At 34.0% G+C, this 13,205-nt stretch carries 13 protein-coding genes; 3 read left to right on the top strand and 10 right to left on the bottom strand.

Annotated elements, in window-relative coordinates:
* The first annotated feature begins 2 nt into the window (after positions 1–2).
* Complete coding sequence (locus tag GQR94_RS01760) at positions 3–1,088, top strand: imelysin family protein (protein ID WP_158973719.1); 1,086 nt, start codon at positions 3–5, stop codon at positions 1,086–1,088.
* On the opposite strand, the gene GQR94_RS01765 is transcribed toward GQR94_RS01760, so the two are convergent.
* The 6 genes from GQR94_RS01765 to GQR94_RS01790 all read right to left on the bottom strand — a co-directional run bounded on the left by GQR94_RS01765 (position 1,085) and on the right by GQR94_RS01790 (position 8,956).
* Positions 1,085–3,529: a TonB-dependent receptor gene (locus tag GQR94_RS01765; RefSeq protein ID WP_199271562.1), complete on the bottom strand. Its 2,445-nt coding sequence runs from the start codon at positions 3,527–3,529 to the stop codon at positions 1,085–1,087. The two genes, GQR94_RS01760 and GQR94_RS01765, sit on opposite strands and share 4 nt — an antisense overlap.
* Positions 3,510–4,862, bottom strand: a complete 1,353-nt coding sequence (locus tag GQR94_RS01770; protein ID WP_158973722.1) for an HTTM domain-containing protein — start codon at positions 4,860–4,862, stop codon at positions 3,510–3,512. The genes GQR94_RS01765 and GQR94_RS01770 overlap by 20 nt, the downstream gene beginning before the upstream one ends.
* On the bottom strand, positions 4,862–5,992 hold the full coding sequence (locus GQR94_RS01775; RefSeq protein WP_158973724.1) for an imelysin family protein: 1,131 nt from the start codon (positions 5,990–5,992) through the stop codon (positions 4,862–4,864). The genes GQR94_RS01770 and GQR94_RS01775 overlap by 1 nt, the downstream gene beginning before the upstream one ends.
* 73 nt (positions 5,993–6,065) lie before the next feature.
* The gene (locus GQR94_RS01780; RefSeq protein ID WP_158973726.1) at positions 6,066–7,292 is read right to left on the bottom strand and encodes a DUF4856 domain-containing protein; all 1,227 of its coding nucleotides are present in this window, start codon (positions 7,290–7,292) and stop codon (positions 6,066–6,068) included.
* Positions 7,293–7,430: 138 nt separating this feature from the next.
* Positions 7,431–8,297: a hydroxymethylglutaryl-CoA lyase gene (locus GQR94_RS01785; protein ID WP_158973728.1), complete on the bottom strand. Its 867-nt coding sequence runs from the start codon at positions 8,295–8,297 to the stop codon at positions 7,431–7,433.
* A 32-nt stretch (positions 8,298–8,329) separates the two neighbouring features.
* Complete coding sequence (locus GQR94_RS01790; RefSeq protein ID WP_158973730.1) at positions 8,330–8,956, bottom strand: LysE family translocator; 627 nt, start codon at positions 8,954–8,956, stop codon at positions 8,330–8,332.
* 86 nt (positions 8,957–9,042) lie between these two features.
* On the opposite strand from GQR94_RS01790, the gene GQR94_RS01795 reads away from it, so the two are divergent.
* Positions 9,043–9,456 carry a Dabb family protein gene (locus GQR94_RS01795; RefSeq protein ID WP_158973732.1) on the top strand — a complete coding sequence of 138 codons (414 nt, stop codon included), beginning with the start codon at positions 9,043–9,045 and terminating at the stop codon, positions 9,454–9,456.
* On the opposite strand, the gene GQR94_RS01800 is transcribed toward GQR94_RS01795, so the two are convergent.
* A complete protein-coding gene (locus tag GQR94_RS01800; protein WP_158973733.1) occupies positions 9,453–10,490 on the bottom strand; it encodes a quinone-dependent dihydroorotate dehydrogenase in 1,038 nt (345 codons plus the stop codon). The two genes, GQR94_RS01795 and GQR94_RS01800, sit on opposite strands and share 4 nt — an antisense overlap.
* An 85-nt stretch (positions 10,491–10,575) precedes the next feature.
* Positions 10,576–10,989, bottom strand: coding sequence for a hypothetical protein (locus tag GQR94_RS01805; RefSeq protein WP_158973735.1), 414 nt, complete (start codon positions 10,987–10,989; stop codon positions 10,576–10,578).
* 127 nt (positions 10,990–11,116) lie between these two features.
* On the opposite strand from GQR94_RS01805, the gene pepT reads away from it, so the two are divergent.
* Complete coding sequence (gene pepT / locus GQR94_RS01810) at positions 11,117–12,358, top strand: peptidase T (protein WP_158973737.1); 1,242 nt, start codon at positions 11,117–11,119, stop codon at positions 12,356–12,358.
* A gap of 68 nt (positions 12,359–12,426) precedes the next feature.
* Here pepT and yajC read toward each other — a convergent pair whose 3' ends face one another.
* Both yajC and GQR94_RS01820 read right to left on the bottom strand, forming a co-directional pair.
* The gene (gene yajC / locus GQR94_RS01815; RefSeq protein WP_158973739.1) at positions 12,427–12,723 is read right to left on the bottom strand and encodes a preprotein translocase subunit YajC; all 297 of its coding nucleotides are present in this window, start codon (positions 12,721–12,723) and stop codon (positions 12,427–12,429) included.
* A 4-nt stretch (positions 12,724–12,727) separates the two neighbouring features.
* The gene (locus GQR94_RS01820; RefSeq protein ID WP_158973741.1) at positions 12,728–13,204 is read right to left on the bottom strand and encodes a DUF1573 domain-containing protein; all 477 of its coding nucleotides are present in this window, start codon (positions 13,202–13,204) and stop codon (positions 12,728–12,730) included.
* Between the last annotated feature and the right edge of the window lies 1 nt (position 13,205).

Raw genomic sequence — 13,205 nt, forward strand, 5'->3', positions numbered from 1 at the left:
TCATGAAAAAAATAATCTTCAGCCTTATAACTCTCACTATTATCTTGATCTTAGGTTGTGACAATGATGATACTACTAGCGCGTCTGATTTTGACGTTAACCTAATGTTTAGCGATTTAGCGCACAACAATATTCTACCAACTATTGCTAATTTTGTGACCGAAGCCAACGCCTTACAAGCAGCAGCAAGCAAGTACACTAATGCTACTACAGAAGCTAATTTGGAAAGTCTAAGACAGCAATGGAAGCTTACAGCTATTGTTTACGAGAAAACGTACACCTACAATATTGGTAGTGCCAAAGATCAGTTTGTACATAACTCTATTTATAACTGGCCTACCGTACCAAGATCTGTGGAATATTTTATAACAGAAAATAATACTATTGACGAGGCATTAATGTTAACCATAAGTCCACAAGTAAAATCTTTAGCCGCCTTAGAATATTTATTATTTGCAGACGATTTAGTAACCACTAACGCTGCTTTTCTAGCTTCCGAAAAACGTAGAGATTATTTAAGATTATCAAGCACCTATGTAACTTCTCGTGCAAATTTATTGTTTAGTATTTGGGATAGTAGCGGAGAAAATTACACGAGTACATTCCTTGAAAATAGTGGTAGCGGCATTTCTAGCTCTTTAAATTTATATTACAACGGCCTTTACAATACTATTGATGTTACTAAAACCACCAAAGTTGGGAAACCTGCTGGGTTAGAAAAATCAGACCTAGTAAACCCAGAACTAGCACAAGCATTTTACAGCAATACCTCTTTATCAATTATTGAAGCAAATATAAAAACTGTGGAATTGGCCTACTTTGGATCTACTAACACTCTTGCGCTAGATGACTATGTACTCTCTATCAGCAAAAATGCCACTTTAAATACTACCATTCAAGCTAAATTTACCGAAATATACAACGCAATTGATGCTATTCCTGTTCCGTTAGACGAGGCCGTAACTAGCAACCACACCGAAGTTGAAATCCTACATACAAAATTGAATGAGCTACAGGTTTTATTTGCCGTAGATGTACAAAGTATTTTATCTATAATTATTACTACAACAGATACTGACGGGGACTAAAATTTAAACTGTAACGTAGTATAAAATGTTCTTGGCTGGGAAGGCAATATACCAGGCCCTGGATACCCTGTAGCTCTACGGGTAAAATAACTATTATCTAAAAGGTTATTTACCCCTGTCTCTAATTTGAAATATTTATAAGCGTAAGACAATGAAAAATCTAAGATATCATACGCCGGTATCTCACCGACGATACCACTTTGACTATCAAAATCTCTTGGAGAATTGGTGGCATCTGTAAATTGACTACCTAAATACGTATACTGTAAACTCCCCAATAGGTCTTTATATCCAAAATTCAACCCGGTTTTGATATTATAATCAGGAATAAACTCTACTTTATTTCCTTCTACGTTGTTAGCTCCAGATGAAATATACTCGCTACCTGTAAATGCCATATTTACAAATACATTCAGCTTACCATTTTTGTTACTTGATAGTACTTCCCACAGATTGAAATCTAAAAAACTTTCAAAACCATAAGTTACCGCATCTCCAATATTTCCTCTAAACTGTTCTTGCTGAATATCACTAACTTCCCGTAAAACAACCCCTATACGATTGTCATAACGCAGTAAAAAAGCCCCTACATCATAAGAAAGCACATCTCCTAACCTTCCTCTTGCTCCCAAATCAAAAGTATAGCCACTTTCATCTGAAATATTAGGATCTACAACTAAAGACGGATTATTAATACGAATATCATTGAACGTAACCGATCTAAAATTTTGGCTAAAATTACCATACAATTCTACACCATTAAAAGGCTTATAACTTACCCCTACCCCTAGTAACACAAATTGACGTGAAAAATCTCTATTATCTGGCACCTCAATATTTAGAATTGGGTTACCTGCATTATCCAAGTTTATTTGCTTGTATGCTCCCTGACTCTCTGTTTTTATATATTCAAAACGAGCACCTGGCGTAATGGATAGATTATCTTTTATATTAAAAATGTTTTCAGCAAAGAGTGCTAAATTAAGGTTCGGAAATTCAAAATCGCTCTGCCTAGAATAATCGGGATATTCATCATCAGCAAAACCAAAATCGGCATCTGCTCCATTTGTCCCTGGCCCCTGACGTTCCGAATTCTTAGACTGATAGTATTTAGAACCCAATAAAAACACATGATCTCCATCTAGTAAATTGTAGCGAGTTAACACTCTTGCTTCTGCTCCCCAGTTATTAAAATTACCGACGATAAGCTCTCTTGGCGCTGTTATATCATCTTCTTGAGAAACTCTATTTTCTCTAAAACCTACCGATTTTCTAAAAGCATCTAAGGCAAATAAGTTAAGACTGAAATCTGTTTTATTTGAAAAGGAATGATCTAATCTCACGGAATATAATTTCCAATCTACATTAAACCAATTTCTTGTTCTATTGCTAAAAGTTGGATCATCTTCAAATTGCTGATCTGTTAGACCACCAGGCTGATGCGCCAAATAATTTAAATAACTAAACTCAAAGGTTAGTTTGGTTTTATCTGAAAAATTATGATTTACATGCAAATAGCCGTTATACGAATCAAATTCTGAATTTGGCCGAAAGCCATCTCCTGTTTTAAAATTATAAAAGGCATAATACTGTGTTTTACCCACCGTTCCTCCAAGACTATTAAAGCTGGTGAATAAATTATTAGAGCCCAATGTTTGTCTCGAAATCCACTCTATTTCTTTATCAGGGTTGGGTTGCTTCATCTTAAAATTAATAAGCCCCCCAAATTGAGTTCCGTATTGTAAAGATGCTGCCCCTCTAACCACTTCTATTTGAGCTACAGCTTCTGCCGGTGGCGTATAATAACTCTCAGGATATCCCAAAACATCTGCAGAAATATCATATCCATTTTGCCTTGTATTAAAGTTAGATGTACGGTTTGGGTCTAAGCCTCTACCTCCTATATTAAGCTGCAAACCAGCATCACTATTATCGTATATATTTAAACCAACTACCTGCGCATATAATTGCCTAGCAGTACCACTAGCAAGATTTGCTGTTAAATTTTCTACCAATACAACCTCACTTTTTTTACCTTCATAAATTGCAGTACCTTCTACTGCTTTTAATTTATTTAAGGCGAAAATCTTTTCTTTTCTAGCCACCAAAACGACTTCTGATAATTGCTCTCCAAGCGTTTCTAATGCGATATCTAAAGAAGTATTACCAGCAACTTCAATAGTTTGTTCTGATATGCTGTATTCAAATGAAAAAACAACAACTTTATAGGTTCCTGGCTTCACAGCACTGAATTGGAAAGTTCCGTCAGATGCACTAACAACTTTCTTTGATAACTCATAGATGTATACCTCTGCCTCTGCTACAGGTGCATTAGTTTCTGCGCTAGTGATTGTTCCTGAAATGGTAAATTGCGCCTGCGCTGAAGCGGTAAATAGTAAAAAAATTACCCCTATAATTGTTTTAAAGTCCTTTAATATCATCATTAAAATTAAGTATCCATTTTTTTGGCGCAAAAGAATCTTTTTCCTTTGCTAAATCTACTTTTGGGTCTACATAAGGCTGACTCAATCTTCCGTTTATAGCCACATAGCTTTCTACATACACTTCTATACTCTTTGAACCATTCTCTGAAAAATGATCTGCCAAATAATGCGCATATTGCAACATAAAATCAGGCTGCGTACTCATTTGCTTTTCCTGAAACGAGGTTAAAAAATCATTGTTATCAATTAAGAACGATTTTCCATTACTGCTATCAACAACCTTAAATTGTGCATAGCCTGCTTTTTCCATCAACATAACTCGCCATGAAAAACGATACCCTTCCTCTGTCCAGAAAAGCTCATTTTCATAAAGCAAATAACGCCATGGCAAAAGTAATTGTATTAAAAGAAATAGGCCTATTATTAGTAGTGGAATTTTACGGGGAGAACGTTGCGCCACTACCGAATTCTTTAACGGTTTTAATTTCAATAGCTTCGAAGCTTTATGGATTAATTTCTCATGAAAATCACTATCAAAAAAAATTAAAGCGCTTACAATCATCACAAAAGGAAATACACCTATAGGGAACAAAATTCTTGTAAGCACATGAAAAACTACCACCATAAAGAAACCAAACCAACGGGTGGGTTTGTATAGTAATAGAAATGGAATTGTCAAATCATAAAGGGCTCCTCCCCAACTAAAGGCGTAATGAACCCATCCTTTTTGCAGTAAACTCCCTAAGATCGGAAGATCATAATTAGAAGGCAACCATATTTTAAGCGGCATAGCATCTACCAACCAATCACTATTTAATTTAGCCAAACCTGCATAAAAATATACGATAAATAACATCACCTTTATGCAATCCACATTCCATTTTGGGATATATTCTTGATTTAATGAGTTGTCTAGATAAGCATCTAAAGAAAATCTTCTATTTGCAGGTAAAAATAACAATAGAAAACTAAGGCAACTTACAAAATAATAATGGTTAAGATATGTGGTCTTATCCATCAATTCAATATACGTAAAGCATAAAAAAAAGATGATAATACTGTACCTGTATTTATACCCTATTGCAATAAGAAATGAACTTATCAAACAAATGATGAATAAAGCATAGGTGTATATACCTAATGGCTTTATCCATTCAAAACCATAATAAGAAAAGAAAAATTTAGGCTGAATATATAATTTATCTACCCAACCGTAACTCAGAAACCTAAGGGTACTAAAAAACATCATTATTCCGAAAAAAACACGAAAGACCGCAAAATTAGCGGCCTTAGTTTCTTTACGGAAATAAGTATTGAAATACGCTTCCATTAGTCTCCGTCTGCATCAATAAAATCGACATTAATACTTAAGGCTTGAAGCATATCAACCTTAAGTAAAATTACATTACGTTGTAATTCATCATAAGTTTCCGTCATTTTAGAATTATCCGTAGTCACTTGAAGCGCTAAGTCATTCCCTAATTCCTCTGCTTTCGTTTTAGAAATCTCAAACTGATTGTTAATAAGCGTACTTAAGTCATCTCCATTCTTGATGGTATTTAAAAAATCTAAATATGCTTTTAGGCTTTCCCCTTCTGAAGCTGTTGTAAAACTTTTTCCATTAAAAAAGTCCTGAGACGCTGTGATTGCAGCAAGCAGTAATTCTTTTCCTATTTCTTTACTATATAGTGCTTCTACTTTTTCTGGTAATGGATCTACAGAGAATACACCTGCTGGAATTCCAATCTTACCTGCTCTCAACGATTTTTCATAGTAGAATAGAAAATCATTGACCAACTTATCTACAGAACCAGTTGCCGAAGAACTCGTACCCGCCACAAAAGTAGCTCTATAACTACCTTGCCAATCATTTAAAACTGTAGTTGACAGCTCTAAAACAGTATTAGTAAGTTCATTTAAATAGCCGTTATATCCTGTAGCAGTAGATTCTGAATTATAAAAAGCTACTATTTCTGCATCTGTAGCTGCCAAACCATTAATTAGGTAATCAATTGCTGGAAAACCTTGTATCGCTATATTTGAAGGCAATGAAAAATTATACGTATTATTACTTATATTTTCCTCAATGCTTGTTACATCCGTTGGATACACATTTAAACGATTTCTAAAGTTTAACTCCTCTGCTTTCCCAATCTCAAACATGGAAACACTTTGAAAAGATACATAAGCATCTTTCCATGCGCTACGTAAATTTTCTAGATTTTCTTCTGATGGAGTTTCCGTAAATACAGAAGAAGCTTGTACCATTACAGAAACGTCTGTATTAAAAGCGGTATATGCCGGAATAATAATATTATCTGCCCAATTTATAAGCATTGCACTGCGGTTGAAATTATCATCGCTCTCTTCCGAAGTACCTCCTCCATTATCACTTGTTGAACAAGCAAAAACAATTAAACTCAAAAGGATAATAAATCCCCAAACCTTTGTTCTTTTCATACTAACTTTTTTCAACAACCAAGCCTTATCGTATTAAATAAGGCTTGGTAATTTATATATTTTCTAATAAAATTTATTCAATACTAGCTGCTTGAGCTACTGTAAAATCAAACTCCGCAGCAATAGCTTCTGAAATATTTTCTATAGTATCAGCTTCTAAATCCCAAAGACCATTCTCACCATCTCCAGTAAGTTGCGAAAGTAACCCGTCTACTTCTGTCTTAATAAAGTAAGCATCGTTTGTTCCTGGCTTTCTTGTAAATCTAAGGCTATAAATAAATCCATAAGCTTCAGATAATGCGTGGAAAGAACCTGTTACTTCTTCATTCTCAATTTTAGTTTTTGCTTGCTGTAGGTAATAAATTCCTCTAACAGCAATTACTTTAGAAATATTCTCACGGATTATTTCTGCTTGTTCATCACGAACATCATAATCTTTAGCCACAATAGCTGCTCTACCTAATTTAAAAGCTTCAAAAATATCTGCTGCAATGGTTGAGAAATCTGTATCATCATTAACACGACCTGTATATTCGTTTAAAAACTTATCATCCTCACCAATTGTTAAGTTAGGATTTTCTGTGTTCTCAGAAGTACCATAAATGTACCCATAAGCTTCATCCCACTTATGCTCCATAGAGGTATATGTCTTTCCTTCTTCTAAAACATCATTATCATTATTAGCACGGTTACTCTCTGCGTCTAAAACAGAAGTACTTAAGTAATTATTTAAGATTTGATCTACCATTAATGCTCCTAATAATGATTTTGCAAACATTTGATTGTATTCCAATCCTTGAGCATTGACATATCTTGTAGAAGTACCATCTGCTATTTGACCTGCAACACCTGCAGCAGCAAGAACATTTTCATTAGGGAATACTTCATTGATTTGGCCCTCTATATACCCTGCAAATTCTCCTTTAATAATTGCAGCTTCTGTAGTATTTGCCGCAAAAAAGTCTGAAGAAGCAGCCACTTTACTCTCAATACTTTTATCAGAACTGTTCAAATCATCCTCTGAAAAATCAACTGCACCTTCTACATGAGCAAACATAGCTTTTATAGAAGCCTCTGTTGCGGTCTCAAAAGCTTTAAAGGCATCCGTAGTTTCTCCCGCCATTAAGATCCTTGTTGTCTGTCCGTCAAAACTCACTGTAGAAACGCCATCTCTTTCAAAGGTGTACAAAGTAGGGTTTGTAATATCCGCACCGTTATCTACAGAATCATTGTCATCATCATTATTACAAGAAACGAATAACATAGTTGCACAAAGTGGCAATAAAAATAATTTTTTCATAGTCAATGTTTATTAAGATTTAATATAAATAAACTTTCGGCTGCAAATATATTATCAAAAATGGACTTGACAAATTTTATTTATATTAAATCTAAATAAATGTAAAATTTAACATTTAGGCGGTATGTAAAGAGTAGCTTAATGATACTTAGAAAATAATTCAGTGGCCTTATTATAAGCTGCTTCAAAGACCATCCAATTAACATTACTATCTGCTTTAGCAGATGTGAAATAGGAAAGCATTTTTTCTGTAGGCATATTACCTGTTAACTCATCTTTTGCCATTGGACAACCACCGAAACCTTGTATTGCTCCATCAAACCTACGGCACCCTGCATTGTAAGCGGCATCTATCTTTTCATGCCATTTGGTAGGTGTCGTATGCAGGTGTGCTCCAAATTCTATATGAGGATATTTCGGTATTAGATTAGAGAAAAGGTATGTGATTTGTTCTGGAGTAGAGGTACCCACAGTATCTGAGAGTGATAGAATCTTAACGCCCATAGCTGATAATTTTTCCGTCCACTCCCCTACTATTTCCACATTCCATGGGTCACCATATGGATTTCCAAAACCCATAGAAATATAGGTAACCACTTCTTTATTGGAACTGTTCGCTACCTCCAGGATTTCTTTTAATATTTCAACAGACTCTGCAATGGTTTTATGCGTATTTCGCATTTGAAAATTTTCTGAAATAGAAAAAGGGTACCCTAAGAAATCAATACTCTCCTCTTTTGAAGCATCCTGGGCTCCTCTGACATTTGCAACTATAGACAATAACTTACTTTGTGTTTTAGATAAATCTAACAATGAGAGTACTTCTGAGGTATCAATCATTTGTGGAATAGCTTTAGGAGAGACAAAACTACCCACATCAATAGTATCAAAACCACAGCCTAACAAAGATTGAATATACTTCACCTTTTCTAGCGTTGGAATAAAAGTCTTTATTCCTTGCATAGCATCACGGGGACACTCTATTATTTTTACTTTGTTAGTCATAAAATCAATTGTAATCTATTTCAAAATTACTATTATTTATTTGAAAATAAGAGGTAGACACCAATCCCGATAAAAACAATAATCTGTAGCCACTTTAAAATAAAGCCTATTTTTTTATTAGATTTTATATATTTTGATACCATTCCTGATAATATAGCAACAAGAACAAATATACTTAATGAGACAAGAATAAAAATAAAGCCCAAAACATAAAATTGAACAACAGTACTCATAGCATCACTAAATAAGAAACCAGGAAAAAATGCTAAGAAAAATATAGTCACCTTAGGATTTAATACATTCATTATAAATCCCTGTTTAAAAAGTGCTGTTGCACTTTTTTTAGGAATGGTATTGGATTTCAAATCAATTTGCCCAGAACTTTTAAAAACTTTAAACGCCAAATAAAAGAGATATAAGGCCCCAAACACCTTAATGCCCGTTAAGATTAAAATATTCTCTTTTATTAAAGCAGAAACACCAAAAGCCAATAAAGTAGTATGGATTAAGCAACCAGTAACCAAACCAAAAGCCGTGGCTATTCCATCTTTTCTTCCATTTATTACACTTTGCATTAGCACATAAATGATATCTGGACCTGGTGTTATTGCCAGAGCCGCTGTTGCTATAATAAATGTATATAGGAGGTCGTAATTCAAGCCTAAAATTTAAAATAATGCTAAATATACCCTAAAAAGGCAAAACATTTAAGTCATATTATCCTATCTTACCTAAAAGATTTTTTATGAAGAAAGTAGCTTTTGCTTTAATCTTGCTTACGATCACCTCAATTTATGCGCAAGACAAACCGGTAACAAAAGAAAAAATGACCAACACTACAAACAACAATGAAGCGAAACTATTAAGACATGTCGTTTTATTTCAATTTAAAAAAAGCACAACTGCTGAAAAAATTAAAGAAATAGAAGTAGCTTTTCATCAACTACCTTCCAAGATTAAAGAAATTAATGGGTATGAATGGGGACTAAACAATAGTCCTGAAAATTTAAGTAAAGGCTTTACGCATTGTTTTTTTCTGACGTTTAAAAATGAAGAAGATCGTGCTAAATACTTACCACACCCCGATCACAAAGCTTTTGGAACACTATTAACACCGCACTTAGAAGATGTTCTAGTACTAGATTACTGGACCAACTAACTTCTTTTTAAAATAGCCTTATTAATTCTCTTTACTAAAGCGGGTCCTTCATAGATAAAGCCTGTCCATAGCTGAATTAAGTCTGCACCAGCATCTAGTTTCTCTAGCGCTTCTTCTGCAGAGGTAATTCCGCCTACCCCAATAATAGGAAATGCTTTATTACTTTTCTCTGACAAGAACCTAATGACCTCCGTACTTCTTTGCGCTAAAGGTTTTCCGCTTAAACCTCCTGCTTCCTCCAACAGCAATTGATGTGATTTTAAACCTTCTCTATTTATGGTGGTATTTGTAGCTATAATTCCATCAATTTTAGTAGTTGCTACAATATCAATAATATCCAACAATTGGCTATCTGTTAAGTCTGGAGCAATTTTAAGTAAGATTGGTTTTTCTTTTACCTCTTTTTCTGTAGCTATTTTTGTATTCTCTGCCTTTAATTGATTTAGTAATTTAGTCAAAGGCTCTTTATCCTGTAGCTCCCGAAGCCCTGGAGTATTTGGCGAACTAACGTTTACGACAAAATAGTCTACATGATCAAAAAGAGCTTCAAAGCAAATAAGATAATCTGAAGTTGCTTTTTCGTTAGGGGTAATTTTATTTTTACCAATATTACCACCTACAATAACGCGATGTTCTTTTTTTAGCTCAGCTACAGCTTCTAAAACTCCTAAATTATTAAACCCCATTCTGTTAATAATCGCCTGATCTGCCTTAAGTCTAAAAAGTCGCTTTTTAGGATTTCCCTCTTGTGGTTTTGGCGTAAGGGTACCTATTTCTATAAATCCGAATCCGAAATCCGATAACTCGTTATATAGCTTTGCATTTTTATCGAATCCCGCTCCTAATCCTACTGGATTTTTAAAAGTAAGACCAAACAATTCACGTTCCAACTTCTTATCCTCTATAACATAGATTGCTCTAAAGATTTTTGAAAAACCAATTTTACCCAGAAGATTAATCATAAAAAAAGAAAAATGATGAATTTTCTCTGGATCAAACAAGAAAAATATAGGGCGTAGAATAAGTTTGTACATGAAAGGCTAAAATTTTCACAAAAATACAAACATCAACAAAGAACTTCACCAGTTACTCTTAATTTTATTAACACAACAATACACCTTATTCTATAAGTTTCTCAATTGGTGTTCTTTTTGCAGATTCACACAGTAATTGATAGCGTTCATATTGTTTTTCGTTGAATAATGAAATCAATTTTTGATCATAACTCACTGTAATTGCAAACATTTTATCTTCTAATTCCTTATGCTTCTTAGCAAGAATTAAAAGTTCATCTGGTGTACTTTGCGGGTGGGTTTCAAAAAGTTTTTTTACTTCCAATTCCTGATCATCCATCTCCGCCTTCAGATCTTTCCGCAACACCTCTAAAACCGTTGTTTGCTCTTCATTTAATTGAAAAATAGTCTTTATAGTATCCGCATTTTTACTGCCAATATCTAAAATACAAGCTTGCGCATTTGTTTTGACTACACTTAAAAAAAGGACTATCACTGAAAATAAAAGTTTAAGCTTCATTTGTTTGATTTGAATAACGTAACTAAATTATAACAACTTAAACGTATCCTACGCTAAAAAAGTATAAAGAATTAAATAATTACAATGCAAAAAACCTAATTCGTATTTTTATAAAAAATTATAATAAATGAACCCTATTCTTAATAGATTTTTGAGTTACGTAACTATTGACACTCAAAGCGACCCAAACTCATCAACAACACCGAGTACCAAGAAGCAATGGAATTTAGCCAATAAATTAGCCGAAGAATTAAAATTAATTGGACTAAGCGATGTTACCATCGATAAGAATGCTTACATCATGGCAACCCTTCCAAGCAATAGCACCTACGCCAACATTCCTGTAATAGGTTTTATAGCCCATTTTGATACTTCACCAGATTTTTCAGGAACGAACGTAAATCCACAAATTATTGAAAATTACGATGGAAAAGACATCGTTTTGAATAAGGAAAAAAATATTATTCTTTCTCCAAATTATTTTGATGATTTACTTCAATACAAAGGACAAACTATTATAACTACAGATGGCACAACTCTTCTTGGTGCCGACGATAAAGCAGGAATTACAGAAATAGTTTCGGCGATGGAATATTTAATACATCATCCTGAAATAAAACATGGTACTATAAAAATAGGTTTTACTCCTGATGAGGAAATTGGTCGTGGAGCGCATAAATTTGATGTGGAAAAATTTGGTGCAGATTGGGCGTACACTATGGATGGAAGTCAGGTTGGAGAATTAGAATACGAAAATTTCAATGCTGCTTCTGCTAAAATTTCAATTACAGGTAAAAGTGTCCACCCGGGTTATGCCAAAGGAAAAATGATCAATGCGATAAGTATAGCTAATGAATTTATGACTTTGTTACCCGAAAATGAAGTTCCTCAAAAAACAACAGGTCGCGAAGGCTTTTTTCATGTTCATCATATTTCTGGTGAAATAGAAAACGCAACGATTGAGCTCATCATAAGAGATCACGACAAAGAATTATTTGAAGAACGCAAGAGGCTTATAACTACTATAAAAGATAAATTATCAACCCTTCATGGCGATTGTATATCCATTGAGGTAAAAGACCAATATTTTAATATGAAGGAAAAGGTAGCCCCTGTTTATCATATTGTTACTACCGCTAAAGAAGCAATGGAGTCGCTAGGCATCACACCACTTATAAAACCCATTAGAGGGGGCACAGACGGGTCTCAATTAAGCTTTATGGGATTACCCTGTCCGAATATTTTTGCGGGAGGACATAATTTCCATGGTAAATATGAATATGTCCCTTTAGAAAGTATGGAGAGTGCTGTAAAAGTAATTGTAAAAATTTGTGAGCTTACTGCCTTAAACAACGCTAAAAACCTCTAAAGTAAATCAGCATTAAGCATAAAAAAAGCACCTTATAAAGGTGCTTTTTTAACTTATAAAAGTTGTAATTATTTTTTCTCTATTACTGCAGGAGCATTAAGCTTTGAACTCATCTCTAAAGAAAGCGCTGAACGCTCAAACTTTATTTTACCCGCTAAAGTTTCAATTACACAAGAATTATCTTTATCATTTAATTCTACAATCTTACCGTGCATTCCGCTTTTAGTAACTACTTTATCACCTTTTTTAAGTTCAGCAGAAAATTTCTTTTCTTGCTTTTGCTTTTTTCTCTGAGGTGCAATCATAAAGAAGTAAAATACTACGAAAATTGCAATCAGTGGTATAAATGGATATTTTTCTAACATGTAATTATGACTGTTTTAATGGTCCTACTGGAGCACCATCTTTAGGGGTTATAAATGCTTTTATTCTTAATTGTTCCGTTCCCTTTTCTGTATTTGCAGATACGGTAACTACTTTAGTAACCACATTACTTCCTGAACCATTAAATTGTACTAATAATTCTCCTGATTCTCCTGGTGCAATTGCTCCTTTTGAATATTTCGGTATCGTACAACCACAAGTACTTTTTGCATCTGTAATAATAAGTGGTGCATCGCCAGTATTTGTAAATTTAAAAACTGTTTCTTGGGGTGTATTCTGAATAATTGATCCAAAATCATGCTCTACTTTCTCAAAAGCCATTACAGGCAACAACTTTGCTGCTTCATCTCTCTGACCTGCTGCTTCAAGGTTTGAATTATTGATTTTACTAGTTGCATCTTCCTTACAGGACATTAAAACAACTACCAACAGTGCATTTAATGCGATAACTATTTTTCTCATA

The organism is Cellulophaga sp. L1A9 (genome assembly GCF_009797025.1).
Lineage (GTDB): Bacteria > Bacteroidota > Bacteroidia > Flavobacteriales > Flavobacteriaceae > Cellulophaga.